Raw genomic sequence first — 24,668 nt, 5'->3', positions numbered from 1 at the left:
CCCTTCCTAAGGCAGGATCATGGACCGTTTGGCCAAGCTGTCCCTTTCCAACCGGGCACTCATTGCCCTGATCACGGTTTTCGTGGCTGTTTTCGGGGTCATCTCGATGGGGTCCCTGAAACAGGAACTGATCCCGTCACTGGAGTTCCCGCAGATCAGCGTGATCACCGCCCTGCCGGGGGCCTCCCCGGACGTGGTGGATGCCCAGATCAGCGAACCGCTTGAGGGTGCGCTCACCGCCGTCGAAGGCCTGGAATCTTCCTCGGCCACGTCGCGGTCCGGTATTTCCACCATCAGCCTCACCTTCGCCTACGGCACCGACCTGGACCGGGCGCGCGGACAGGTGGACCGGGCCATCTCCAACTCCCGCCAGCTGCTTCCCGAGGATGCGAACCCGCAGTCCCTTGCAGGAAGCATCAGCGACTTCCCGATCGTCTACCTCGCCGTGTCCTCGGATGAGCCGCTGGCCGAGCTCAACGCCGACCTGCAGCGCCTGACCGTTCCCCGCCTGCAGAAGATCGAAGGGGTACGCACGGCCGAGGTCACCGGCGGTTCCACCCGCCACGTGGCCATCCTGCCCGACAACGCCGCCTTGGCCGCGGCGGGCGTCACTCCCGCAGCCATCGTGGACGCACTGGAAAACAGCGGAGCCCTCCTGCCGGCCGGAACGGTGCAGGAAGAGGGCCGGACCCTGTCCATCCAGGTGGGCGCGCCGCTGGACAGCCTGGAGAAGATCTCCGCGCTGCCGGTCGAGTCCACGGAATCGACACCGGGCAGCGAGCCGGTCACCATAGGCGACGTCGCCTCGGTGGAGATCACCGAGGACGAAGCCAGCTCCATCACGCGCACCAACGGCGAGGCCACTCTGGCCGTGTCCATCACCAAAACGCCGGCCGGGGACACCGTGGGCATCTCCCACGCAGTCATGGACCTGTTGCCTTCCCTGCAGGACGAGCTGGGCAGCGGAGCCGAGTTCACCGTGATTTTCGACCAGGCCCCGTTCATCGAGAAATCCATTTCCGACCTGACCACCGAGGGCCTGCTGGGTCTCGGGTTCGCCGTGCTGGTGATCCTGGTCTTCCTGCTCTCCATCCGATCCACCCTGGTCACCGCGGTCTCCATTCCGCTGTCCCTGCTGGTGACCTTCATCGGACTGCTGGCCTTCGGCTACTCGCTGAACATCCTCACCCTCGGCGCGCTGACCATCGCGATCGGCCGGGTGGTGGATGACTCCATTGTGGTCATCGAAAACATCAAGCGGCACCTGGGCTACGGCGAGGACAAACGCACCGCCATCCTCACCGCCGTCCGCGAGGTGGCCGGCGCCGTCACGGCGTCGACCCTCACCACCGTTGCGGTCTTCGCACCCATCGCCTTTGTCGGCGGACTCGCCGGGGAACTGTTCCGGCCTTTCGCCGTCACCACGTCCCTGGCCCTGCTGGCCTCGCTGCTGGTCTCCCTGACCATCGTGCCGGTGCTGGCCTACTGGTTCCTTAAGTCCTCCCCGCCGGTGGCCGATCCGGCCGCCTACCGGGCCGAGGTGGAGGAGCGGGAGTCCCGCAGCTTCCTGCAGCGCGGCTACCTCCCGATCCTGCGCGGCACCCAGCGCCACCCGGTGATCACCGTGGCGGCCGGCCTGGTGATCCTTGCGGCCACGGCGGCCATGACACCGCTGCTGCCCACCAACCTGCTGGGCGACACGGGCCAGAACACCTTCAGCGTCCGGCAGGAACTGCCGGCAGGCACCTCCCTGGAACGCACATCCGAAGCAGCCGAAGAGGTCGAAGACGCCCTGGACGGCATCGAGGGCATCCAGGATGTCCAGGTCACCATGGGCACCTCCACCTCCGGACTCGGTGCCTTCACCGGCGGCGGCGCCTCCGTGGCGAACTTCACCGTCATCACCGAAGAAGGTGCGGACCAGGTCGCCCTGCGGGACCGGGTCCGGGATGCCGTGGAGGACATCGACGACGCCGGCGAGGTCACCCTGGGCAGCACCGGAGGCGGCTTCGGCACCTCCAACACCGTGGACATTTCCCTCTCCGCCGGGGATCCGTCCGAACTGCAGCCGGCCAGCGACGCACTGGTGGAGGCCATGTCCGATCTGCCCGGTGTCGCCGAGGCAAGCAGCAACCTCTCCTCCTCGCAGCCCGTGGTGCAGATCAGCATCGACCGCGCCAAGGCAGTTGCCGCCGGCCTGAACGAGCAGCAGATTGCCGGCCTGGTGGCATCCACCATCAGCCCGCTGCCGGCCGGATCGGTCCGGCTGGGCACCGACGACCTTCCGGTCCTGATCGGCGAGGGTACCCCCATTACTTCGGTGGAGCAGCTGGAGGGCATTTCCGTGCCTGCCGGTTCCGGCTCCGTGCCGTTGAGCGCACTGGCCACCGTGGAGGAAGTGGACGTGCCGACGTCGGTCTCCTCCTCCGGCGGCGAGCGCACCGCCGTCGTGTCAGTCTCCCCGGACGGGGACAACCTGGGCGCGACCATCACCGAAGTCCAGAACCGGCTGGCGGAGGTGGACCTGCCTGCCAGCGTGAGTGCCGAACTCAGCGGCGCCGCCACCCAGCAGAACGAATCCTTCACCCAGCTGGGGCTGGCCCTGCTGGCGGCCATTGCCATTGTCTACGTGATCATGGTCGCGACCTTCAAGTCACTGCTGCAGCCGCTGATCCTGCTAGTCTCCATTCCGTTTGCCGCCACCGGGGCGATCCTGCTGCTCCTGGTCACCGGAGTCCCCCTGGGGCTGCCGTCACTCGTGGGCATGCTGATGCTGGTGGGAATTGTGGTGACCAACGCCATTGTCCTGATGGACCTCATCAACCAGTACCGGCAGCCGCGGGGCAGCGAACCCGGCATGAGCGTGGAAGATGCCATCTTCCGCGGCGCCCGCCAGCGGCTGCGCCCGATCCTCATGACGGCGCTGGCCACAGTCTTCGCCCTCACCCCGATGGCCCTGGGCGTTACCGGGGAGGGCGGCTTTATTTCCCGCCCGCTGGCGATTGTGGTGATCGGCGGCTTGGTCTCCTCCACCGCCCTGACGCTGGTCCTCGTGCCGGTGCTCTACCGCCTCGTGGAAGGATCCCGCGAGAAGCGGCGGCAGCGGAAGGACAACGTGCCCGCCGGGGCCTAACCGGCCCGGCCCGCCCCGCAGGGAATGTCACGGCGGCAGCAGCCGTTGGGGGAAGTGTATGCGTATGCATATACTTTAAGGAACACCCGAACTTCCGGAGGCCACCATGCAGATCGGCGTATTCAGCGTCAGCGACATCACCCGGGATCCCGTCACCGGGCGCATCCCCACCGAAGCGGAGCGGATCAAGGCTGCCGTGGCCATCGCCCGCAAGGCGGAGGACATCGGCATGGATGTCTATGCCACCGGCGAGCACCACAACCCGCCCTTTTACGCCAGCTCCCCCACCACCCTGCTGGGCTACATCGCCGCGCAGACCGAGCGGATCATCCTCTCCACCGCTACCACGCTGATCACCACCAATGACCCGGTGAAGATTGCCGAGGACTTCGCCATGCTCCAGCACCTGGCCGACGGCCGGGTGGACCTGGTGCTGGGCCGGGGCAACACCGCGCCGGTGTACCCCTGGTTCGGCAAGGATCCGCAGGACTCGGTGGAACTGACCGTGGAGAACTACAACCTGCTGCGCCAGCTCTGGGACAACGAGACGGTGAACTGGCAGGGCAAATTCCGCACCCCGCTGCACAACTTCACCGCCACGCCCCGCCCGCTCGACGGCGTCGCCCCCTTCGTCTGGCACGGCTCCATCCGTACGCCGCAGGTGGCCGAGATTGCCGCCTACTTCGGCGACGGGTTCTTCGCCAACAACATCTTCTGGCCGAAGGAGCATTACATGCAGCTGATCGGCCTGTACCGCGAGCGCTACGAACACTACGGCCACGGCCGTGCCGAGCAGGCCATCGTGGGGCTGGGCGGGCAGTTCTTCATGCGGAAGAACTCCCAGGACGCCGTCAACGAATTCCGCCCCTACTTCGACAACGCCCCGGTGTACGGCCACGGGCCCTCGATGGAGGACTTCACCGCCCAGACACCGCTGACGGTCGGCAGTCCGCAGGAGGTACTGGAGAAGACCTTGAGCTTCTCCGACTACTTCGGCAACTACCAGCGCCAGCTGTTCCTGATCGACCATGCAGGGCTGCCGCTCAAGACGGTGCTGGAACAGCTGGACCTCTTCGGCGAATACGTCCTGCCGGAGCTGCGGAAGGAGCTTGATTCCCGCCGCCCGAAGGACGTTCCCGACGGACCCACCCACGCCGCGCGGGTGGCGGCCCGGGAGGCTGCCGCGTCCGCTGCCTCGCCGGCCCCTGCGGTTCAGTAGGCTGGATCCATGCACTCAGAGAATGACGCCACGGTGAAAGAGGCAGCGGAAGCGTGGGAATCGCTGTTCCGCGTCCAGGTCGGCGTCATGCGCCGCCTGCAGCGGGACCCGGAGTTCCGGGACTTGACCATGCGGGAATATGACGTCCTGTTCAACCTGACGCGCTGCCCCGGCGGCTGGATCCGGCTCAATGAGCTCAATGAGCACCTGCTCATCAGCCAGCCCAGCCTGAGCCGGATGGTGGACCGGCTCCAGGCCCGGGGCCTGGTGCAGCGCCGGCCCGCCGAGAATGACCAGCGCGGGGTGGAACTCTCACTGACCGATGAGGGACGGGCGGTCCAGCGCCGCCTGGGCCGCATCCACGTACGCGGAATCCACGAACTCCTGACCCCTGCCCTGGACAGTGCGGAACTGGCACGTTTGAAGGAACTGACGGACAAGGTCCTGGCCAGCCTGGAGGATTAACCCGCTGCCTCTTCGGCCGCTAGCGGCGGATCGGCAAACGCCAGCCGGGGCACCAGCAGCAGGGCGGCTGCCGCAATGAACGCCGTCACCGAGCACACGGTCCAGACCGTCAGGTATCCCTGCAGCGGTGCGGCCGTCCCGCCGTCCGCCGCCCCCGCCGTGAGGGCATCCGCGGCCGCCCCGGCGAGCGCTATGCCGAATACTGCCGATGCGAAGGACCCCCCGATGGTCTTGGTGGTGTTGGTCAGCCCCGTGGCCATGCCGGTCCGGTTCAGCGGTGCCGCGGCGGCGGCCGCCGAGGGCAGCGCTGCCACCAGTGCTCCGCTGCCCAGTCCGGCAATCACCATGTTTGCCAGCGCCTGCGGCAGGGTGTCGTGGAAGGGCAGGAACAGGGCGTAGCCGGTGCCGACCAGCAGCGCAGCCCCCACGAGGGTGTTCCGCGGAGTGGTCCGGCGTGCCGCCAGGGGAAACATCAGGGCACCCAGCAGCAGCGCCAGTACGTAGGTGCCGATAATGATGGACACCTGCGAGGCCGGCAGCCCCAGGCCGTAGCCGTGCATGTCCGGATCGGTGCGGGCGAACGTGGACATGGGCGCCTGCGCGCCAAGCACCGAGATCCCGAACAGCCCTGCGGTCAGCTGGACCGGCCACATGGACGGGCTGCGCAGCATCGCCAGGTCCACCAGCGGATCCTTCTTCCCGAGTTCATACCGGACAAAGGGAATGAACGCCGCGGCACCGGCCGCGAGCACGGCCCACACCCACCAGGTGCCCGGTCCGTTGATCCGAAGGAAAGTCAGCCCGGAGGTGAGCAGGAGCAGTCCGACGGTGAGCAGCACGAAACCGGTGCGGTCCACGGCGCCTCCATCCAGGACACCGGACTCCGGCACGCCGAAGTAGACCGCCGCAATGCACAGCGTCACTGCGGCGGCAGGCAGGCACAGCGTCAGCCAGAGCGGCAGGTGTTCCACCAGTACCCCGCCCAGCAGCGCACCGCCGATCACCCCGAGTTCCAGCGCACCCACCAGCAGTCCCGCTGCCCTGCGGGTAAGCACGGCACGGTTGGGTGCATGGCGCACCCGGCTGAAGATCAGCGCAATTTCCATCGGCAGCCAGACCACGTAGAAACCCTGCAGCGACCAGGCGGCCAGGAAACTCCAGAAACCGGGAGCAAACGCGACGCCCCAGGAAGCCGCCGCCGTCAGGACCGTGGAGACCAGCAGGATCCGCTTATGCCCGTAGATGTCGCCCAGCTTGGCCAGCAGCGGCACGGCCAGGGCGCTGAGCATCAGCTGGGCGGATTCAAACCAGTTGACGTCGCCGTCGTCGATCCCCAGGTGCCGGGCAATGTCGGTGAGCAGCGGCGTGTAGTAGCCCTGCAGGATGCCGCTGGTGATTTCCACCAGCGCCAGGAACCCCACAAGGGATCCGATCGTGCGCAGTCCGGGCAGGGCGGGAGCGGCCATCAGAGCGCTCCCATCAGTGCCTTGTAGAAGGCGATGCCCTCGCCGAAGGCTTCGATGCCAAGCCGTTCATTGTCCGCGTGGATGCTGGCGCGGTCCGCGGCGCTCATCCGGAAGGGGGCGAACCGGTACACCGCGTCGCAGATCGAGGTGAAGCGCCGCGCATCGGTGCCCCCGAGCATGATGTACGGCACCGGCACCGCATCCGGGAAGCAGCTGCGGATAATGTCTTCGAGCAGGCCGAACTGGGCATTGTCGGTGGCGGACACCGGCGAGGGTTCGTTGCCCTCCACCACACGCAGGGTCACCCGGGGATCGCGGATGGTCGACCGCAGCCGTGCCATGGTGGACGCCACCGTTTCACCCACGGCCACCCGGATGTTGGCGTTGGCCGTGGCGCGGGTGGCCAGGACATTGGAACCCTTGCTTCCCCGCAGCTGGGTCACGGCCACGGTGGTGCGGGTCATGGCGTTGGGCTCCCCGCCGAGCAGTCCGAACACCCGGGTCAGCACACCGCGCAGGTGTGCGGCGTTGCCCAGCACCAGGCGGGGCAGCAGGGGCGCCGCACCGGACAGCCGCCGGACCATTTCCACGCTCACATCCGGCAGGGACGCCGGGAAAGGCCGTTGATCCAGGCGGACGACGGCGCGCGCCAGCCGTGCGGTAGCGCCCATCCGGTTCGGCGTGGACGCATGCCCGCCGGGGTCCTCCACGGCCAGTTCGACGTCGAGGATGCCCTTTTCGGAGACGCCGACGACGGCGAGCGGGCCAGAGACGAAGGGAAAGGCTCCCGAGGCGACAGCTCCTCCTTCATCCAGGACCAGCCAGGGTCGGATGCCGCGGTCTGCGAGCAGGGCCGCGGCGGCGGCTGCCGTATCCCCGGCCGTTTCCTCGTTGTTGCCGAAGGAAAAGTAGATGTCCCGGGCCGGTGCGTATCCGGCGGCGAGCAGTTGCTCCGCAGCTTCCAGGACGGCCGCCAGGGCACCCTTGTCATCAAGGGCGCCGCGGCCCTCAATGGTGGTTTCCGTGAGGGTCCCGGCAAAGGGCGGATACTCCCACCGCGCCGGGTCCTCCACCGGGACCACGTCGTAGTGGGCCATCAGCACTGCCGGCCCCCGGCCGTCCGCCGCCGTTCCGGCCGCCTCCGGCGAGGCCTTCCCGGGCCAGCGGTACAGCAGGCCGTAGCCGTTGACCCGTTCCAGCTGCAGGGCGGAGGAAACACGCGGGAAGAGTTCCGGCAGCGCGTCGATGAACGCGTCGAACTGGTCCGCTTCTATTTCCTCCGGCATCCGTGAGGAGACGGTGCGGAAGGTCAGGAGCCGGGCGAGCTTCGGCGCGGCCGCACGGCCGAGGTCGGCAGCGCGTACCGCTGCGGGAGAGCTGGACATGGGGCGAGTGTAGCGGCTATGGCCTGCGTCACACTGTGTCGCGCGGGGGGATTACTGCCCGGTAACCGGAGGTGCCGGTTTCAGGCCTCAGGAGCCGCCGCCGCATTCAGCAGCGGCAGCATCCGCCCCTGGAAATGCGTGTTCAGGACAATCACCGAAGAGGTCCGCAGAACGGTGTTGGTGGAAACAATGGCGTCGATGACCCGCTGCAGATCCGAATTGGACCGCGCCGCCACCCGGGCCAGCAGGTCGCTCTCCCCCGAGACGGTATGCACCTCCTGGATTTCCGGAATCCGGGACAGTGCGGCAACCACGGCGTCGTGCCCGGTGTCCTGGCGGATCGTCAGCGAGCAGTACGCCAGGACGTCGTAGCCCAGGGCCTCGGCATCGATCCGCGGACCCCATCCGGCAATGACCCCGGTCTCCTGCATGCGGTCCAGCCGCGCCTGGACGGTTGCCCGGGCCACCGAGAGCCGGCGCGAGGCCTCCAGCACCGACATCCGCGGGTTGTCGGTAAACAGGGTCACAATACGGGCATCCAGCGCATCGGTGGGCATGGGTTCCTTTCGGAGACTAAGCACAGGCAGTGTACAAATTGTAGAGGCAGCACCGGTGACTGGCGGAACCGGGGCAACACAAACCGGCCTTAAGATGGAATCCGGTGTACAGTCCTGCGGCAGCTTCCCTGCCGCCCGCGGCACGCACCGGCAGCCGATCCGTTCGTTCTAAGGCCCCTGAAGCTATGCCCAGTTCCGCCCGCCCGTCCAGCACTGATACTGCACTTCCGGCCGGGAAACCGTCCGAAGCGCGGAAGATGCAGCCCAGGCACCTTGTCCTGATGAGCCTGGGCAGCGCCATCGGCACGGGCCTCTTCGTGGGCTCCGGCGAAGGCATTGCGGCGGCCGGCCCGGCGGTGCTGATTTCGTTCCTGATCGCCGGAACCATGGTGATCCTCATCATGCGCATGATGGGTGAGATGGCCGCGGCCGATCCCAGCAGCGGGGCGTTTTCCGTCTACGCCGAGAAGGCCCTGGGCCGCACGGCGGGCACCACGGTCGGCTGGATGTGGTGGTTCCAGATCGTGATCGTCATTGCCGCCGAAGCCACGGCAGCCGCGGCCATTGTTGCCGACATGATCCCCGGCGTCGAACAGTGGATGCTGGCCCTGGCATTCATCATCGTGTTCACCGCGGTGAACCTGGCGGGAGCAGCCAGCCTGGGTGAGTTCGAGTACTGGTTCGCCATCCTGAAGGTGGTGGCCATTGTCATCTTCCTGGGGGTAGGCGTCGCCTTTGTGGCCGGCCTGCTTCCCGGCGTCGAATCCCCGGGCACCTCCAACCTCTTCGGCAACGGCGGCTTCATGCCCAACGGCCTGACCGGCGTTGCCTCGGGACTGCTGCTGGTGGTCTTCGCCTTCGGCGGCACCGAGATCATCACCATCGCCGCCGCAGACACCGAGGAGCCGTCCAAGAACATCGCAGGGGCCATCAACTCGGTGATCTGGCGGATCCTGGTCTTCTACATCGGTTCGGTCCTGGTGATGGTCACCGTCTTGCCCTGGGACAGCGAAGCCCTCAGCACCGGCCCCTTCGTGGCCGTCCTGCACGCCGCAAAGGTACCCGGCGCGGATGTCGTCATGTCGGTGGTGATCGTCATTGCCCTGCTCTCCGCCATGAACGCCAATCTGTACGGCGCCTCCCGGATGATCTACTCGCTGGGCGAACGCGGCCGCGCCCCGGCAGCACTGGGCCGGCTCGGTTCCGGAGGGGTCCCCCGCCGCGCCGTGCTGGCTTCCGTGGTGTTCGGGTTCGTTGCCGTGGTGCTGAACTACCTCTACCCCGACACAGTGCTGATGATCCTGCTCAACACCGTGGGGTCCACGTGCCTGGTCGTATGGGGCATCTCGATTGTTTCCCAGATCATCCTGCGGCGGCGCGCGGAAGCGGCCGGCGTCGAGCTCACGTTCAAGATGTGGGCCTTCCCCTGGCTCTCCTACTTCGCACTGGCCCTGCTGGCCGGCATCGTGGTCCTGGGCTTCTTCGACCCCGAAGTCCGCATCCAGCTGCTGGCGACGGCGGCCCTCAGCACGGTGCTGGTGCTGCTGGCCTGGGCCTTCGAACGGCGCGCCGCGGCCAAGGCGCACGCGGCCTCCGGCGCGGCAGCCGACTAGGCCTGCCGGCTCCGGCAGGATATTCCTCCCGCGCTAGGCACACTGTGCAGCACTGAGCGGCACCCGTAGGCATATTTGTACAGACTGCGTCATGTTATGGCCGCTGTTTGCCCACTGTGGCGTGAAGCACTAAATTGCGGGTTATGGACACTAACCTGCAACCAGCGGCCCTGCCGGCGGAGGAACTCCGGGAGCTGTACCGCCTGGTCACCGCCGTCCGGCAGCTGGATCTCGCCGCGATCGCCTGGCAGCGCCAGGGCATCATCCCCGGTTACGCCCCGGAGCTGGGCCAGGAGGCCGCCCAGGTGGGCAGTGCCTTCGCCATGGATCCCCGGCACGACTTCATCTTCCCCACCTACCGGGAAATGGGAGCGGCCCTGACTCTTGGCGTGGACATGACCGCCTATATGTCCACGCACAAGGCCAGCTGGCACGGCGGACTCTACGATCCCGTCAAAACCCGGCTGGCACCCATCCAGGCCGTGGTGGGCGGGTCCGTGCTCCACGCCGTCGGCTGGGCGCACGGACAGACCCTCGCAGGTAACCCCGGGGTGGCACTGACCTACTTCGGCGACGGCGCCAGCTCCCAGGGCGATGTCCACGAGGCCATGAACTTCGCCGGCGTGCTGAAGGCGCCGGTCATTTTCTTCGTCCAGAACAACGGCTGGGCCATCTCGCTGCCCACCGAAGCCCAGGTCGCAGGCGGCACCGTCGCCGCCCGTGCGGCCGGGTACGGCATGCGGGCCATCACGGTGGACGGCAACGACGCCGCCGCCGTCCTCTCCGCCACGCGTGAGGCCGCCGCCCACGCCCGGGACGGACACGGACCGGTGCTCATCGAGGCCATGACCTACCGCCGCGGCCCGCACTCCACCAGCGACGACCCCGGCAGGTACCGGAGCCTGGCGGAGGAACGCCGCGACGAAGGCGCGGACCCCGTCCGGGTACTGGCAGACCGGCTGCTGGCCGAGGGCATTGCGGATCAGGACTTCCTGGATTCCGCGCTGCAGGATGCCAAGGCCAACGCGGACCGTATCCGCGAGGGGGTTCTGGCGCTCGGCCCGCGCCCCGGATCCGAAATGTTCGACTTCGTTTTTGCCGAGCCCACCGATGCACTGAAGGCCCAGGCCCGTGCCTGGCGGGAGGAATCCGAACATGTCTGAGCAGCTGAGCCGAACAGTGGCCTCCTCCGATCTCGAAGCCGCCGCCCGCAACGCCGGGCAGGCACGCGCCGGCGCCGGTTCCGGTCCGGTTCCGTCTCCGCCGGACGCCGGGGGCAGGGTCGAAACCCTCTCGATGCAGGCAGCCCTGAACCGCGCCCTGGCGGAAACCCTCGAGGAAGATCCCCGGGCGGTGGTCCTGGGCGAGGACGTGGGCCGGCTCGGCGGGGTCTTCCGCATCACGGACGGCCTGCAGAAGCGCTTCGGCGCAGACCGGGTCTTCGACACTCCGCTGGCCGAATCCGGCATCCTGGGCATGTCCGTGGGGCTGGCCATGGCCGGCTTCCACCCGATCCCCGAGGTGCAGTTTGACGGTTTCGCCTATCCGGCGGTGAACCAGATCGTCACCCAGCTGGCCCGGATGAATTACCGCAGCCGCGGCACCATGCCCATGCCGGTGACCCTGCGGGTACCGAGCTTCGGCGGCATCCGCGCCCCCGAGCACCACGGGGAATCCCTCGAGGCGCTCTTCGCCCACGTTCCGGGACTGAAAGTCGTGTCCCCGTCGAGCCCGCACGAGGCCTACCATCTGCTGAAGCACTCGGTGGCGGTTCCGGACCCGGTGATCTTCATGGAACCCAAATCCCGCTACTGGCAGAAGGGTGACGTCGATCTGGACGAAGCCGGATCCCTTCACGGAGCCAAGGTGGTCCGGCCCGGTCGGCACGTCACGCTGGTGGCCTGGGGTGCCATGGTCGCCCGGTGCCTGCAGGTGGCGGAACTGGCCGCCGAGGACGGCATCGAGGTGGAGGTCCTGGACCTGCGCTGGCTCAAGCCGATCGACGCCGAGGGCCTGGCTGCGTCCGTGGCCCGGACCCGCCGGGCCGTCGTCGTCCATGAAGCGCCGCTGACCTCCGGGCTGGGGGCCGAAGTGGCCGCACTGATCACGGAACGCTGCTTCGATACCCTGCGCGCTCCGGTTGGGCGGGTCACGGGATTCGACGTACCGTATCCCTCAGGCGACCTTGAAGACGAATACATCCCGAACATCGACCGCATCCTGTTCGGGATCCAGCGAGTATTGGAGTACCGGCGTGGCTGAAATCCCCTTCCCCCTTCCCGACCTCGGTGAAGGCCTCATCGAGGCCACCGTGCTGGAATGGCTGGTGGCCGTGGGCGACCAGGTGGAACGCAACCAGCCGCTGGTGGAGGTGGAAACCACCAAATCCGCGGTGGAACTGCCCTCTCCGCAGGCCGGACGCGTTGCCCGCACCTACGGCGAACCCGGTGACACGATCAACGTCGGCGAACCGCTCATCGTGTTCGAAGTTCCGGACAACTCCGCCGGCATCGTGGGCACCGTGCCGCAGGAAGCCCCGGCCCGGCGCCGGGTACGCCTGACGGCCGCCCTGGACGAGGACTAAGCGATGCCCGACTACGGCACCCTGGTGGAAGGTACCGACCCGCGCCTGTCGGTGGAAGTTTTCGATGCTTCCGGTGACGGAGCCGGGGCGGCGCTGCGCCCGGTGCTGCTGCTGCACGGCTTTGCCTCCAGTGCGCAGTTGAACTGGCAGGATTCGGGCTGGATAACTGCACTGACCGCAGCCGGCCGCCGCGTCATTACGGTGGACCTTCCCGGCCACGGCGGCAGTGCCGCCCCGGCGGACCGGGATTCCTACCGCCCCAGCCGCATCCGCGCGGACCTGCTGCAGGTCCTCCAGGATGCCGGCGTCGTTCCGCTGGCCGGGGACGACCCCTCCAGCGGCCTGGACATTGTGGGGTACTCCCTCGGCTCCCGCCTGGCCTGGGAGTTCGGGGCGACCCAGCCCGAGCTCGTGCACCGCATGGTGCTGGGCGGACCCGGAAGCGGGGATCCGCTGGCTGAATTCGACCTCGATGCCGCACGGGAAGCCGCCGCCGGTGGAGCGCCCGTGGAGGATCCGCGCACGGCCGAGCTGCTGCGGATGGCACAACTGGCTCCCGGGAATGACCTGGCCGCCCTGTTCCGGATGATCGAAGCGATCAAGGAGGAACCCTTCTCCCCTGCCGCTGCGGTTCCGTCCATGCCGCTGCTCCTGGTGGCCGGGGAACGGGACGACCTCGCGGTGACGGCGCCGGAGCTGGCGGCCCTGAGCGGCCAGGCCCGGCTATTGCCGCTGCCGGCCCGCACCCATACGAACGCCGTGACGTCGCGCGCATTCAAGACCGCCGCCGTGGAATTCCTGGCCGGCTAATAACGGCTTGGTCACAACGGCGGGTTATCCCGTTAATACTGGTGTCTTCAGGCTAGGATGATACAGCTGGTGAGCTAGCCTCGATTTAATCAGCCTACTGATTATCTGGCTGGATTTCCCGCTTTACTTTCACCCTCAAGGGAGGACACCCGTGGATGTACTCCTAGGGCACCGATACCGCACCACCGAACTCATAGGCTCCGGTGGTGCGGCTGCCGTCTACCGCGCGGTAGACGAGAACCTCGGGCGGGAAGTGGCGGTCAAGCTTTTCAGCGCCGGGTTCCGCGAGGACGACGAAACCCGCCGCCAGCAGATTGAGATGCAGCTGCTGGCAACCCTGAACCATCCCGGCCTGGTCACGCTGCTGGACGCGGGCGTCCACACCGATGACGAGGGCCGCTGTTCCAGTTTCCTCGTGATGGAACTGGTGGACGGACCGGACCTGCGCGGCAAGCTCAAGGAAGGCCCCCTCTCCTCCCCCGCAACGGCGGCGCTGGGTGCCGATTTGGCCGACGCGTTGAACTACGTGCACAGCAACGGGGTCATCCACCGCGACGTCAAGCCTGCAAACATCCTGCTTTTCCCGCAGGAAGACAAGGACACCCGCCTGTATCCGCGGCTCACGGATTTCGGGATCGCCCGGATGGTCGAAGCCACGGTTGCCACCGCCCACGGCGCAACCATCGGCACGGCGAACTACCTGAGCCCCGAACAGGCACAGGGCGCCGCGGTGGATCCGCGCACCGACGTTTACTCGCTGGGCCTGGTACTGCTGGAATGCCTTACCGGGGAAAAGGCCTTCCCCGGACCGATCGTGGAAGCAGCCGTAGCCCGTCTGCTCCGCGACCCCGAGATTCCCGAGTGGGTCGGGGCGGACTGGACGGCCATCCTGCGCGCCATGACCTCACGCCTGGTGGACGCCCGGCCCGAAGCCCACGAGGTGGCTGTGGCGCTTCGCTCGCTGGCCGCGGAGACGCTGCTGCTGGACGGCCCCGCCACGGCGGCCTCGCCGGACAGTGCCGCGTTCAGCGAGCCGGACACCGGCGAATCGACGACGGGCGGCGTCACTACGGGCAACATCTACATCCCGGCGCCTCCGCCCCATGCCCCCAGCCTCGGCTAGGCACGCCGCCGGCGAAGAAACGAAAAACGGATCGGTCCCGCAGGACCGATCCGTTTTGTCTTTTCAACGAAGGCTACTTGCCGTCGTCGGCCGCTTCATCCTCTTCAGGTTCAAAGTTCGAGGCTTCTTCGGTGCTCGCAGCCGCGATACCGTCCTCGCTCTGGGGGATGGTGCCTTCAGGACCGCCCTGGGAACCCGTCTTCGATGAATCCCCCTGGCCGGCTTCCTTTTCGGTGTTTCCCATGGTGTTTCTCCTTTGTGGTGCTCGCTGGCCTACTTATTCGATACTAGGCCAACCGTGGCCCAGCCAACACCTGCGGACGGGTCAGGCGTAGTTCCTGCTCAGGCAGCAGACCGTTTCCCCGCTGCGCGGACTGCCACCAGGCCCAGCAGCAGCAGGGCTGCCGCCGAAGCGGTCGGGACAATAAAGGCGTGGCTGTAACCGTAGGATTCCGCCAGTCCCCCGGCCACCGAGGAACCCAGCGCCTGGCCGGTGACGACGCCGCTGGCCAGCAGGGTCATCACGGTACCCATCAGTGCACGCGGGGCCACGATCGCGCCGATGCCGAAAATGCTGATCATGGTCGGGCCCACGGACAGGCCCAGAACCAGCAGCACCACCACCATGGTGCCAACGCTTGACGGCAGGAACAGCAGCAGGGTGAACGCCACCATCGCTGCGGCGCACAGCACCCAGCGGCCTGCGGTGCCGAAGCGCTCGGGCCAGAACGCGACGGACAAGGCGGCGACGGCGGAACTCAGCGCCATGGCGGCGTAGATGAGGCCCGCGGAGGTGGCCATGCCGAAGCTTCCGGCAAACGCCGTGAGGCTGGTCTGGGTGGAACCGAAGAAGGAACCCATGGCGACCATGCCGAGCACCGGAACCATGATGAGCAGCCACTGCGGGCGTTCCTGCGGGGCGTGCCCACCGGCAGGAAGGGAGCCTTCGTCCGGCGCTGATCCCTTGCGGCCGGCCTTCGGGCGGCGTGCGGCAGGGACGACGTGGTCGACCGTGCGGTGCACGGCAAAGGCGCTCACCATGGTGGCGGTCAGCACCGCTGCCAGCGCAAGCGGCAGCCACGGGGCGAGGGCGGCGGCAAGCAGGCCCACGAGGGCCGGGCCGAGGACGAAGGTCAGTTCGTCCGCAGTTCCCTCGTAGGCGAGGGCTGTGTCCATCTCGCGCTGCTGGCGGCGGGACGTCATGGCCATCCAGCGGACCCGGGCCATCGGCCCAACCTGGGGGCAGGAAGCACCCATGAACAGTGCGGCGGCAAGCATCCAGAACGGTGCGTCGGCCGGATCCAGGAGCGCAGCGGAAAGCAGGAACAGGCCGATGGCCACGGGGTTTCCGACGGCGGTGCCCAGGAGGACGGGACGCTGGCCGATGCGGTCCGCCAGGTAGCCCAGGAGGGGCGCACCCACCGCGGAGCCGATGCCGACGCCGCCGGCAGCGAGGCCGCCCAGGGCGTAGGAACCGGAGACCTCGGTGATGAGGGTGAGCGCACCTACCGTGAGCATGGCCAGGGGCAGACGTGCGAGGAAGGCGATGGGGAAGAATGATGTGCCGGCCAGGGCAAAAATCGCCTGGTAGCGGCCGCCGGAAGCCGGTTCGTTGGCCGGCGCGGCAGGGGCGGCGTCAGGGGTTGATACCTGATTTGGGGTGGAGGTGTCTTGGGTCATGGTGCGGTATCCAGATACGTCGAACCGCACACCGTCCCCCCTCCCGGTGTGCCCGACCCTTGTTCGACTCGATTTTACCCATGCCGGTCCGCTGGACCTAACCGGCATCCCCGGTGGAACGCATCACCGGGCCAGCAGGTCTGAGGCGCTGTAACGGATGGAGGAACCGTTGCGTCCCTTGATGATCTGGAGCTGGGCCGGGATCCGCTGCTTCATTTCGGCCACGTGGCTGACCAGCCCCACCACGCGCCCGCCGTCACGCAGGCCTTCCAAGGCATCCATGACCTGCTCGAGGGACTGCTCGTCGAGGCTGCCGAACCCTTCGTCCACGAACAGGGTTTCAATGTTCACGCCGCCGGCCTCCTGCTGGACAACGTCCGCCAGGCCCAGGGCGAGGGCCAGGGAAGCCATGAAGCTTTCACCGCCGGAGAGGGTGGAGGTGTCCCGCCGCTGTCCGGTCCATTCGTCGGTGACGTGCAGCCCCAGCCCGGCCTTGCGGTTGCCGGACTTTGAATCGCTGTGCACCAGGGCATACCGGCCGCCGGTCATGGCGGCGAGCCGCTCCGTCGCCGCCAGGGCCACCTGCTCCAGCCGGGCGGCCAGGACGTAGGTGCTCAGTGTCATCTTGTATTCGTTTTCCCCTCCGCCGCGGGCGGTGTCGGCGACCGACTGCAGCAGGTCCCGGCGTGCACGCAGCGGGGCAGTGCGCTTGAGCGCTTCCTCCAGTTCCGCGGAGTATTCCGCGAGCCGGACGGCCGAGCCTTCCAGCAGCCGGACCAGCAGGGCTGCCTCCTCCTGGTCCTTCCGCGCCTGGGCCGCCGCTTCGGCGGCTTCGGCCACGTCTTCCTCGTCCGGCACGGCAGGTTCCCCCTCGGCGTCGTCCGGGTCGGCGGCGCTCTGGGCTTCCCGGCGCACCAGGAGCCGGCGGCCCTGCTCTTCCCAGTCCGAAACCGCCGAGGCGTAGGCGTCGGCTGTTTCGGCGTCCAGCAGGGCGGCGGTGACCTCTGCAGCCGTCGTGAAGGCTGTCCCCGACAGGGCGGCGTCGAGTTCCGCCACCGCCCGTTCCGATTCCCCGCCGGCCGCGGCGGCGGCGTCGGCAGCGTCCCGGGCAGCGGCGGCAAGGTCCGCGAACTCGCTCAGGGAGCGGACCCTTTCGCTGATACTGCCGAACCCCTGCAGGGCAGCGGCCACGCGGTCCGAGAGCTCCGCTGCGGATTCACGGGCGGCGGCGGCCCGTGAATCCGCCTGGGCGGCGGAAATGAGGGCTTCGGAACGGGTGGTCTCCGCTGCTGCCAGCTCCGCACCAATGGCGCTTAGCCGGCGTTCCGCCTCTGCCAGCGCCCGGGCCGCGTCCCGGGCCTGCTCCAGGCCTGCGCGGGCCGCATCGAGTTCCTGCTGCGCGGCCCCCGCATCGCCCGCTCCGCCGCGGGCGCGCAGCGCTGCAGCTTCCTCGGCGGCCGAGCCGGCAAGGCGCCGGGCCTCGTCGTAGGCGGCTTCCGCCGCGGCCGCACGTTCCTTCGCTTCCTGCTCGGCTTCCCGGGTCACAGGTGCCTCGCCGTCCGGCAGCGCGGCCGGGTGCGGGTGTTCCACTCCCCCGCAGACCGGGCACGGGGTACCGTCCGCGAGTTCCTGCGCCAGCTCGGCGGCAGCCTGGTCCAGCCTGGCCTGCAGCAGGTCCTGCCACACCTGCCGGAGGTCCTGGTACTCCTGGCGGGCATCGGCGGCGGCTTCGCCGGCAGCTTCCGCCCGCGTGCTTGCAGCAGCATAGCCGCTGATGGTTGCCACCAGATCTTCCGCGGAGGCCAGCGCGGTTTCGGCGCGGGATTCCCCCTCGGCCAGCCGCTCCAGTGCAGCCGCTTTCCCTGCCAGTTCCGTCTCTTCCGTCCGCAGGGAGGTCAGAGCTGCGAGGGCTTCGGCGGCCTGGGCACGGTGGCCTTCCGCGCTTGCCGTTTCCGTTTCGGCGCGGGCGAGCAGGGCGGACGTGCGTTCCTCGTCTTCCATAGCCGCACGCGCCGCCGCGAGGTCCGCACCCGTCCGTGCCTCCAGGCCGTCCGGCAGCACCGTCTCCGCGTCCGGGTCAACGTTGTAGGCCGGAGCCAGCACATGGCCGGCCAGTTCCCGCAGGGCATCTGCGGCCTCGGCCCGGCGGGCCGCCGCCCGCCGTCCGGCTGCTTCCACGGTCCGGACATTGCCCGCCAGCAGGGACGCGGCAGAGTGGATGGCAAGGGCAGCCCGCTGCGGTTCAATCTCGGCTTCAGCCCGGGCATGCTCGGTCTCTTCCCGGACCAGCTGCTGCAGCGCCAATCCACGCGCGCGCCGGTGCTCAAACTCCTGCAGGTGCTTCTCGGCGCGTTCGCGTACCCGCTGTGCCTCCGTCAGCTCCTTCCGGGCAGCGGCGGTGCGGAATTCCAGCTCCGCCTGGAACTGTTCAAGCTCCGTTTCTCCTTCTTCGGGCGCGACGACGGCGTCTCCGGCCGCACTGCCTTCGCCCAGTTCACCGCGGTAACGCCGGATTTCATCCCGTGCCCGCAGCAGCACGTGCTCGGACCGGGCCTGGGCAGCCTCGAACCGCTCGGTGGCTTCGACCAGCTCCGCCTTGAGCCGGCGTTCAATGTCTTCGAACCGGGAGGTGCCGAACAGCTGCTGGAGCAACTGTTCACGAGAGGCGGCATCAGCGCGCAGGAAGGCGGCAAAATCTCCCTGGGGCAGCATGACCACCTTGGTGAACTGCTCCCGGTTCATTCCCAGCAGCTCGGTGATTTCCGCGCCTGCTTCGTCGTTGCGGGAGGACTTCTGGACCCAGGCCCCGTCAATGAATTCCCGCAGCAGGGTCTTGGCCTGCTCGGTCACCGTGCTTTTCCCGCCGGCACGCTTGGCGGGGCGTTCCCATTGCGGGCTCCGGGCGACGTCAAAGCGCCGGGGACCCGAGCTGAACTCCAGGACCACTTCGGGGGCGGTGTCCAGGTCCGCGTGGTCGCTGCGCAGCCGCCGTCCCTGCTGCCGGGCCCCGGGGACGCTGCCGTAAAGCGCGAAGCAGATGGCATCGAGGACGCTGGTCTTCCCTGCCCCCGTGGGGCCGTTCAGCAGGAAGAGCCCGTGGGTGCCGAGCTCGTCGAAGTCGATGGTCTGCCGGTCCGCGAAGGGGCCGAAAGCCTGCATTTCCAGGCGGTGGATTCTCATTGCGCTGCCTCTGCTTCGCGGACCTTGTTGAGGATTTCGATGAAGAGGTCCTTTTCCTCATCCGCTGCACTGCGCGACCGGACATGCTCGAGGAAACCGCAGCAGATGTCCAGGTCGTCGGTGGCCTTGGCCAGCCGCTGGCTGTACGTCTGGGCGGGTCCCCGGGCGCCGCCCTCGGGGTCGAAGGCCAGGACCAGGGTGTCAGGGAACCGGGTGCGCAGCCGTTCCATGGCCTTGGCAGGCCGCTGGCTGTCGGTGAGGGTGACCTGGCAGTACGCGTTCTGGGCGTCGGCAAGGGCCGGGTCCGCCAGGAGGTCCTCCAGCTTGCCGCGAAGCACCGCCAGCCGGCGAGGGGCCGGCCAGGTGACCGGCTCGACGGAAGCCAGGCGGCCGCCGTCGAACTCCAGCAGCCACCCGCCCTTCGCCTGCCGTGCCTCGGAGAAGGAATACGGGAGCGGGGAACCGCTGTAGCGGACCGTGGGGCTGAGCTGCTGGCGTCCGTGCAGGTGGCCCAGAGCCGCGTAGGAGAACTCCTCGAACAGGTCCAGCGGGACAGCGCCGAGCCCGCCCACGGCAAGGTCGCGTTCGCTGTCGCTGCTGATGCCGCCGCTGGCAAAGGTATGCGCCATCACCACGGAGGCAACCGGTCCGCCGCCCGCCTCTTCCCGGGCACGGATGTCCTCCCGGATGCGCTGGACGGCAGCGGCGGTCACGGTGAAGTGGTTCGGGGCGTCGACGCCGAGGTCCCCCGCGGCAAGCCGCGGCTCCAGGTACGGAATGCCGTAGACGGCCACGGTGCGGCCCTCCGCGGGCAGCAGCACGGGCCGGGCGATGTCCTCGTAGCGGGTGCGCAGGTGCACTCCGGCTCGTTCGAACAGTGCGCTGCCGAAGCCAAGGCGGGCAGCGGAATCGTGGTTGCCGCTGGAGAGGACCACCGTGGCACCGGCACCCGTAATGCGTTCCAGGGCGGAGTCCAGCAGGCGTACGGTGTCCACCCCCGGCAGGGCGCGGTCATACACGTCTCCGGAGATCAGCACGGCATCCACCTGCTGTTCACGGACGGTGTCCACGAGCCGGTCGATGAAGTCTGCCTGGGCATCGAGCATGCCTACCCCGTGGAAGGAACGGCCCAGGTGCCAGTCTGAAGTGTGCAGTAAACGCATGTCTTAAAAAGTACAGGCCGGGTCCGACAGTTAACGGATCGGGGGCAGCGGCGCCTGCCGCTGCCCCCGATGGGTGTTCGTTGGTTCGTCGTCCGGACCGCGCTACGGGCGGCTGCCCGGCGTGCCCTCTTCCGGACGCGCCGTACCGGTGCCGCCGGCGGGCTTGTCGAAGAAGCCGCGGGCCTCATCGTCCACCACCGGTGCGGTGCTGTGGGCGCCCGAAGCTTGCTTCGCGGCGGCAGGCTTCGCAGCCGCCGGCTCGGCGGCGGCGGGCTCGGCTGCGGCGGGCTCGGCTGCGGTCTCGTCCCCGGCGGCGTGGGCATCCTCGTCTTCGGAGGCGGATGCCTCGTGGGAGTCAACGGTCATGTCGATGCTGCGGAAGATCAGGCCGGCAATCACGGCACCGAGCACGGGGGCCACCCAGAACAGCCACAGCTGCTCCAGGGCCCAGCTTTCGGCGAAGAAAGCGACGGCGGTGGAACGGGCGGGGTTGATGCCGCCGTTGGTCACGGGGATCAGCACGGTCAGCAGGACGGCGTAGGCGACACCGACAGCGAACGCTCCCTTGGCCGCGGTGGACCGGCCGGAGACCGACGTTGCCCGGCGGGATGCTGCGCCCAGGAAGACGGCGGTCAGCAGGGCAGCGCCAATGACTTCCATCAGCAGGGCGCTGGCAAGCGGGAAGAGGTTGGTCGAGTGCTCGTCGTAACCGTTGGCCGACACGCTCATGAACTGCCGTACCTGCTCACCGATCTGCTCGTGGCCGGTGATGACCACCCAGAGGATCGCCACGCCGAGGACGGCGCCCACCAGCTGGGCCACGATGTACGGAAGCACGAACTTCCAGGCCGTGCGGCCAGCAACAGCGCTGCCAAGGGTGATGGCGGGGTTGAAGTGTCCGCCGGAAACGTAGCCGAACGCCGCCATCGCGGCGGCAAGGGCCAGGCCGAAGGCCAGCGGTGAGTTGATGCCGCCGCCGCTGGAGTTGCCGAAAATGGCAATTCCGACGCCGGCAAAGAGCAGCAGGAAGGAACCGACCGCCTCGGCGACTGCCCGTCCGACAAACCCGTAGCTGTAGCCACCGTTTGCAGGCGTCCGATCGCGGGCAGGCGCAGCGGCCCGGGCTCCGCGCAGTGGTGAGGACTCAGATGACATGAAAGAGGAATTCCTAACGTGTGGTTGGCGGCACTGGATTCACGGCCGCCGGTACAAGACAGAAGCGGTACTGCGGCATGGCCCGTACCGGAGCGTGCCGGTACCTGGGAGATGCGCGGACTCACTACAAACTACCCCACCGTCTCAGCGCAGCCTGTTAACTCCCTGAAAGTGCCCTGTACAGCGCGTGGATTCCGGGTCGGCCCTGTGCGCGGGCGGTCCCAACGGAAGCCGGGCTCCCGGTCCGGCCGGCGGACGCTTCCTGCCCAGCGCCTATGCTGGAAGGGTGATCCCCGAACCCGATTCCGCTCCTGCTGTCCTGTCCTCCGCTGCCCTGTCGGCAAAGATCCGGGGCTGCCTGCTCGGCGGTGCGCTGGGCGATGCTGCCGCCACGGGCTCCGGCACGTCCATCTCCGCGAACACGCAGCTGGCCCTCTATTCGCTGGACGGGCTGCTCGAGGCCGTCGAATGGGCAAACGAAGGAGTGCGCGCGGATGAGGCGGCGTGCATCTGGCTGGCCTATCTCCGCTGGATGCGCGGCAAGGGCCTGCCGCTCCCGGAGGCCGCCCCGTCGCCGCTGCCCCGGCCCATCGATTCCGAGCCGCTGCTGCAGCCGCAGGGAACCGGCAGTGGAGACGGCGATCCGGATGTCCTCTCGGCCCTCGGCACAGGGGAAATGGGCACGCGGCAGCGACCGCTGAATACGGGCGTTAACACTCCCGCTGCGCTGGTGCGCTCGGCACCGTTTGGGCTGCTCCCCTATGTTGAGGCCGAAACGGTCTACAAGCTGGCCCTCGATGCCGCGTCGCTGACGCACGGGCATCCTTCCGCCGGCACCAGCGCAGCCGTTTTCGCCGCCATGGTGCACGGCCTGCTGGCACCCGGGGCAACGCTCGGCAGCGCCGCAGCGGCGGCACTGGCGCAGGCACGGGACAACGGGGTTTCCGATCTCAGCGACCGGCTGCAGGAGGTACTGGACGACGACGGTGCGGCGGGCACGGCAGCAGCCGGCGCTTCGGGCCGGACACCCACCGCGGAAGAAGCCCTGGCCGCCGGGCTGCACGCCGCGCTGGCCGCGGAGCGCGCAGCGGAGACCACCGATCCGGCCACTGCAACCGCCGCTGCCATCCAAAACGCCGCAGCAGCGGGCGGAGCCCCGGCCGCCGTCGTCGCCGGCAGCCTGCTGGGTACCCGGTACGGCGCGCTGCCGGAGGCCGGTCTCGAGGTCCTGCGGGAACGCAGCGTGATTGAGAAGATCGCCGAGGGATTCATCGCCTCCACGCTCGCGCCCTAGCCGGGCGTCCTGCCGCACGCGCGGCAGTAGTGGAGCGGTGCGCCTACTGTGACGCCTTCGGCCAGATACCGCCCAGGGTCTGCAGGAACTCGGCCTCCGAGAGAACCTCGATGCGTTGGCCGCGCTCGTGCAGGTCCAGGACCCGGCGTGCCTTGCCGGTCAGGCGGCCGCTGCGCAGGTCCCCCGGCTCGAAACCGTCGCCGACTACCAGCACGCTGGTGGCGCGCGTGACGTTGCTGGCCGTGCGCGCACCTACCTCGGCCGCGCGGTCCTTGGCGGTTTGGCGGTCCATGCCCAGGTTGCCGGTGAAGACAACTGTCTGGCCGAACAACGGATGGGCCGGGTCCGCCAGCGGATTGGGCGGCGGGTTCTCGCCCTCGGACGGCCAGCCCTGCCACACGGCACCGGCGGCCACGGACGTGCCGGTCCCCCGGGCCAAAGCGTCCCGTGTGGCCTTGGAGAGCGGATGGACCCCCGGTACATAGGCAGGCAGGTGCGACGCCGGCCGGCCGTCCCGCAGGAAAAACTCCGGCATGGACTGCGCTCCGCTGCGGCGGGCAATGTCGATCATGATGCCGGCGCAGGCGCGGGCGTCCTCGGTTGCGTCGTGGTGGTTCAGCAGCGGCACCCCGGCAGCTTCCGCCGCGAAGGGCAGCGAGTGGGAGGGCAGCTGGTAGGTGCGCCGGGAATGGACCACCGTGCAGGTGTAGTCGTAGGCCGGTCCTGCCAGCTCGGAGACCTCCAGCGCGGAGCGGATGACACCCAGGTCGAAGGCCGCATTGTGCGCCACCAGCAGGTCGCCGCCGATGAAGGCTCCGATCTCCGGAAACAGGTCGCCGAACCGCGGCGCGCCCGCCACCATTTCCGGCTCGATGCCGTGGATCCGGACGTTCCGCGGGTCGAAGTAGTCGTGCCCCTCCGGGGGACGCATCAGCCAGGACGCTTCCTCGACCACCTGTCCGCCGCGGACACGGGCCAGGCCCACGGAACACGGTGAACCGCGGAATCCGTTGGCTGTTTCAAAATCTATTGCGGTAAAACTGAGCCCTGCCTCAGGCATCGCTGCGGGTCGCCCGCTTCCGCCGTGAGCTGCGTACCTTGGACACCACGAACCATACGGCCGCAGCAGCTACCGCCACGATGACGATCTTCTGGAAAACACCGGCATACTCTTCGACGATGTGCCAGTTTTCGCCCAGGTAGTAGCCGGCGACGATGAAGATGGCGTTCCAGATCAGGCTGCCTGCGGTGGTCAGCGCCGTGAAGGTCAGCAGGCGCATCCGCTCGATCCCTGCGGGTATCGAAATGAGGCTGCGGAACAGCGGGATCATGCGGCCGAAGAACACCGCTTTGTTCCCGTGGCGCGCGAACCAGGCCTCCACCTTGTCCACGTCTTCCAGATCCACCAGCGGGACCTTGGCCACCACCTTGCGCATCCGGTCCCGTCCCAGCCAGGCACCGAGCCCGTAGAGCGCCAGGGCACCGAGGACCGAACCCAGGGTCGTCCAGAAAAGGGCTGCGGCAATGGAGAAGTTACCCTGGCTGGCCGTGAACCCGGCCAGCGGCAGGATGATTTCGCTCGGCAGCGGAGGGAACAGGTTTTCCAGGGCGATGGCCAGCCCTGCGCCGGGGGCACCGATGGTTTCCATCATGCCGACCGCCCAGTCCGCCACACCTCCGAGGGCACTGGTATCGCCGGAGGCTGACGCTTCGGCAGTGAGGGAGGTGGCTGGGGTAACGGCAGGTGTAATAGTCATCTCGCGCTCAATTCTGCCCTAGGCCCACCGGCAGCGAAGAATCCGCAGCGTGCCGCCCGGCGTGTTTGGGACACATCACACATC

20 protein-coding genes are annotated in these 24,668 nt (G+C 68.3%); 10 read left to right on the top strand and 10 right to left on the bottom strand.

The window, feature by feature from the left end; translation table 11 throughout:
- Positions 1 to 19 precede the first annotated feature (19 nt).
- From AC5RT8_RS14355 to AC5RT8_RS14345, 3 genes are all read left to right on the top strand, one after another.
- Entirely contained in the window at positions 20 to 3,133 is a 3,114-nt protein-coding gene (locus tag AC5RT8_RS14355; RefSeq protein WP_494096369.1) for an efflux RND transporter permease subunit, read from the top strand.
- 106 nt (positions 3,134 to 3,239) lie between these two features.
- Positions 3,240 to 4,352, top strand: coding sequence for an LLM class flavin-dependent oxidoreductase (locus AC5RT8_RS14350; protein ID WP_494096368.1), 1,113 nt, complete (start codon positions 3,240 to 3,242; stop codon positions 4,350 to 4,352).
- Between the two features lie 9 nt (positions 4,353 to 4,361).
- On the top strand, positions 4,362 to 4,817 hold the full coding sequence (locus AC5RT8_RS14345; RefSeq protein ID WP_494096367.1) for a MarR family winged helix-turn-helix transcriptional regulator: 456 nt from the start codon (positions 4,362 to 4,364) through the stop codon (positions 4,815 to 4,817).
- Here the strand turns inward: AC5RT8_RS14345 and AC5RT8_RS14340 are convergent.
- The 3 genes from AC5RT8_RS14340 to AC5RT8_RS14330 all read right to left on the bottom strand — a co-directional run bounded on the left by AC5RT8_RS14340 (position 4,814) and on the right by AC5RT8_RS14330 (position 8,225).
- Positions 4,814 to 6,283: an MFS transporter gene (locus tag AC5RT8_RS14340; RefSeq protein WP_494096366.1), complete on the bottom strand. Its 1,470-nt coding sequence runs from the start codon at positions 6,281 to 6,283 to the stop codon at positions 4,814 to 4,816. The genes AC5RT8_RS14345 and AC5RT8_RS14340 overlap by 4 nt on opposite strands.
- Entirely contained in the window at positions 6,283 to 7,668 is a 1,386-nt protein-coding gene (locus AC5RT8_RS14335) for a M20/M25/M40 family metallo-hydrolase (RefSeq protein ID WP_494096365.1), read from the bottom strand. The genes AC5RT8_RS14340 and AC5RT8_RS14335 overlap by 1 nt, the downstream gene beginning before the upstream one ends.
- An 80-nt stretch (positions 7,669 to 7,748) precedes the next feature.
- On the bottom strand, positions 7,749 to 8,225 hold the full coding sequence (locus tag AC5RT8_RS14330) for an Lrp/AsnC family transcriptional regulator (protein ID WP_494096364.1): 477 nt from the start codon (positions 8,223 to 8,225) through the stop codon (positions 7,749 to 7,751).
- A gap of 281 nt (positions 8,226 to 8,506) precedes the next feature.
- On the opposite strand from AC5RT8_RS14330, the gene AC5RT8_RS14325 reads away from it, so the two are divergent.
- The 6 genes from AC5RT8_RS14325 to AC5RT8_RS14300 all read left to right on the top strand — a co-directional run bounded on the left by AC5RT8_RS14325 (position 8,507) and on the right by AC5RT8_RS14300 (position 14,355).
- Complete coding sequence (locus tag AC5RT8_RS14325; RefSeq protein ID WP_494096363.1) at positions 8,507 to 9,838, top strand: amino acid permease; 1,332 nt, start codon at positions 8,507 to 8,509, stop codon at positions 9,836 to 9,838.
- A gap of 143 nt (positions 9,839 to 9,981) precedes the next feature.
- Positions 9,982 to 11,001, top strand: coding sequence for a thiamine pyrophosphate-dependent enzyme (locus AC5RT8_RS14320; protein WP_494096362.1), 1,020 nt, complete (start codon positions 9,982 to 9,984; stop codon positions 10,999 to 11,001).
- A gap of 133 nt (positions 11,002 to 11,134) precedes the next feature.
- The gene (locus AC5RT8_RS14315; protein ID WP_494096422.1) at positions 11,135 to 12,100 is read left to right on the top strand and encodes an alpha-ketoacid dehydrogenase subunit beta; all 966 of its coding nucleotides are present in this window, start codon (positions 11,135 to 11,137) and stop codon (positions 12,098 to 12,100) included.
- Positions 12,093 to 12,422, top strand: coding sequence for a biotin/lipoyl-containing protein (locus tag AC5RT8_RS14310; RefSeq protein WP_494096361.1), 330 nt, complete (start codon positions 12,093 to 12,095; stop codon positions 12,420 to 12,422). The genes AC5RT8_RS14315 and AC5RT8_RS14310 overlap by 8 nt, the downstream gene beginning before the upstream one ends.
- A gap of 3 nt (positions 12,423 to 12,425) precedes the next feature.
- Positions 12,426 to 13,232, top strand: a complete 807-nt coding sequence (locus AC5RT8_RS14305; protein ID WP_494096360.1) for an alpha/beta fold hydrolase — start codon at positions 12,426 to 12,428, stop codon at positions 13,230 to 13,232.
- A gap of 151 nt (positions 13,233 to 13,383) precedes the next feature.
- Positions 13,384 to 14,355, top strand: a complete 972-nt coding sequence (locus AC5RT8_RS14300) for a serine/threonine-protein kinase (RefSeq protein ID WP_494096359.1) — start codon at positions 13,384 to 13,386, stop codon at positions 14,353 to 14,355.
- Between the two features lie 73 nt (positions 14,356 to 14,428).
- On the opposite strand, the gene AC5RT8_RS14295 is transcribed toward AC5RT8_RS14300, so the two are convergent.
- The 5 genes from AC5RT8_RS14295 to AC5RT8_RS14275 all read right to left on the bottom strand — a co-directional run bounded on the left by AC5RT8_RS14295 (position 14,429) and on the right by AC5RT8_RS14275 (position 21,533).
- On the bottom strand, positions 14,429 to 14,599 hold the full coding sequence (locus AC5RT8_RS14295) for a hypothetical protein (RefSeq protein ID WP_494096358.1): 171 nt from the start codon (positions 14,597 to 14,599) through the stop codon (positions 14,429 to 14,431).
- 98 nt (positions 14,600 to 14,697) lie between these two features.
- Complete coding sequence (locus AC5RT8_RS14290) at positions 14,698 to 16,035, bottom strand: MFS transporter (protein ID WP_494096357.1); 1,338 nt, start codon at positions 16,033 to 16,035, stop codon at positions 14,698 to 14,700.
- Between the two features lie 123 nt (positions 16,036 to 16,158).
- Positions 16,159 to 19,215, bottom strand: coding sequence for an AAA family ATPase (locus tag AC5RT8_RS14285; protein WP_494096356.1), 3,057 nt, complete (start codon positions 19,213 to 19,215; stop codon positions 16,159 to 16,161).
- Positions 19,212 to 20,378: an exonuclease SbcCD subunit D gene (locus AC5RT8_RS14280; RefSeq protein ID WP_494096355.1), complete on the bottom strand. Its 1,167-nt coding sequence runs from the start codon at positions 20,376 to 20,378 to the stop codon at positions 19,212 to 19,214. The genes AC5RT8_RS14285 and AC5RT8_RS14280 overlap by 4 nt, the downstream gene beginning before the upstream one ends.
- Positions 20,379 to 20,480: 102 nt before the next feature.
- Complete coding sequence (locus AC5RT8_RS14275; RefSeq protein ID WP_494096354.1) at positions 20,481 to 21,533, bottom strand: MIP/aquaporin family protein; 1,053 nt, start codon at positions 21,531 to 21,533, stop codon at positions 20,481 to 20,483.
- Between the two features lie 286 nt (positions 21,534 to 21,819).
- Here AC5RT8_RS14275 and AC5RT8_RS14270 point away from each other — a divergent pair, with 286 nt between their 5' ends.
- Positions 21,820 to 22,827 carry an ADP-ribosylglycohydrolase family protein gene (locus AC5RT8_RS14270; protein WP_494096353.1) on the top strand — a complete coding sequence of 336 codons (1,008 nt, stop codon included), beginning with the start codon at positions 21,820 to 21,822 and terminating at the stop codon, positions 22,825 to 22,827.
- A gap of 43 nt (positions 22,828 to 22,870) precedes the next feature.
- Here AC5RT8_RS14270 and AC5RT8_RS14265 read toward each other — a convergent pair whose 3' ends face one another.
- Positions 22,871 to 23,887, bottom strand: a complete 1,017-nt coding sequence (locus AC5RT8_RS14265; RefSeq protein WP_494096352.1) for a 3'-5' exonuclease — start codon at positions 23,885 to 23,887, stop codon at positions 22,871 to 22,873.
- Positions 23,880 to 24,584: a DedA family protein gene (locus AC5RT8_RS14260; protein WP_494096351.1), complete on the bottom strand. Its 705-nt coding sequence runs from the start codon at positions 24,582 to 24,584 to the stop codon at positions 23,880 to 23,882. Before AC5RT8_RS14260 ends, AC5RT8_RS14265 begins: the two co-directional genes overlap by 8 nt.
- Positions 24,585 to 24,668 lie beyond the last annotated feature (84 nt).

The sequence above is a fragment of the Arthrobacter sp. Ms25 genome (genome assembly GCF_059090365.1).
The sequence above is the reverse complement of the archived record's forward strand: the minus strand, read 5'-3'. Positions and strand labels throughout refer to the sequence as shown.

Bases quoted from the DNA above. Each gene is read 5' to 3' on its own strand.
- AC5RT8_RS14335 (WP_494096365.1), bottom strand. From the start codon at position 7,668: ATGTCCAGCTCTCCCGCAGCGGTACGCGCTGCCGACCTCGGCCGTGCG.
- AC5RT8_RS14355 (WP_494096369.1), top strand. From the start codon at position 20: ATGGACCGTTTGGCCAAGCTGTCCCTTTCCAACCGGGCACTCATTGCC.
- AC5RT8_RS14295 (WP_494096358.1), bottom strand. From the start codon at position 14,599: ATGGGAAACACCGAAAAGGAAGCCGGCCAGGGGGATTCATCGAAGACG.
- AC5RT8_RS14265 (WP_494096352.1), bottom strand. From the start codon at position 23,887: ATGCCTGAGGCAGGGCTCAGTTTTACCGCAATAGATTTTGAAACAGCC.
- AC5RT8_RS14285 (WP_494096356.1), bottom strand. From the start codon at position 19,215: ATGAGAATCCACCGCCTGGAAATGCAGGCTTTCGGCCCCTTCGCGGAC.
- AC5RT8_RS14325 (WP_494096363.1), top strand. From the start codon at position 8,507: ATGAGCCTGGGCAGCGCCATCGGCACGGGCCTCTTCGTGGGCTCCGGC.
- AC5RT8_RS14290 (WP_494096357.1), bottom strand. From the start codon at position 16,035: ATGACCCAAGACACCTCCACCCCAAATCAGGTATCAACCCCTGACGCC.
- AC5RT8_RS14280 (WP_494096355.1), bottom strand. From the start codon at position 20,378: ATGCGTTTACTGCACACTTCAGACTGGCACCTGGGCCGTTCCTTCCAC.
- AC5RT8_RS14260 (WP_494096351.1), bottom strand. From the start codon at position 24,584: ATGACTATTACACCTGCCGTTACCCCAGCCACCTCCCTCACTGCCGAA.
- AC5RT8_RS14340 (WP_494096366.1), bottom strand. From the start codon at position 6,283: ATGGCCGCTCCCGCCCTGCCCGGACTGCGCACGATCGGATCCCTTGTG.
- AC5RT8_RS14275 (WP_494096354.1), bottom strand. From the start codon at position 21,533: ATGTCATCTGAGTCCTCACCACTGCGCGGAGCCCGGGCCGCTGCGCCT.
- AC5RT8_RS14320 (WP_494096362.1), top strand. From the start codon at position 9,982: ATGGACACTAACCTGCAACCAGCGGCCCTGCCGGCGGAGGAACTCCGG.
- AC5RT8_RS14330 (WP_494096364.1), bottom strand. From the start codon at position 8,225: ATGCCCACCGATGCGCTGGATGCCCGTATTGTGACCCTGTTTACCGAC.
- AC5RT8_RS14350 (WP_494096368.1), top strand. From the start codon at position 3,240: ATGCAGATCGGCGTATTCAGCGTCAGCGACATCACCCGGGATCCCGTC.
- AC5RT8_RS14315 (WP_494096422.1), top strand. From the start codon at position 11,135: ATGCAGGCAGCCCTGAACCGCGCCCTGGCGGAAACCCTCGAGGAAGAT.
- AC5RT8_RS14305 (WP_494096360.1), top strand. From the start codon at position 12,426: ATGCCCGACTACGGCACCCTGGTGGAAGGTACCGACCCGCGCCTGTCG.
- AC5RT8_RS14345 (WP_494096367.1), top strand. From the start codon at position 4,362: ATGCACTCAGAGAATGACGCCACGGTGAAAGAGGCAGCGGAAGCGTGG.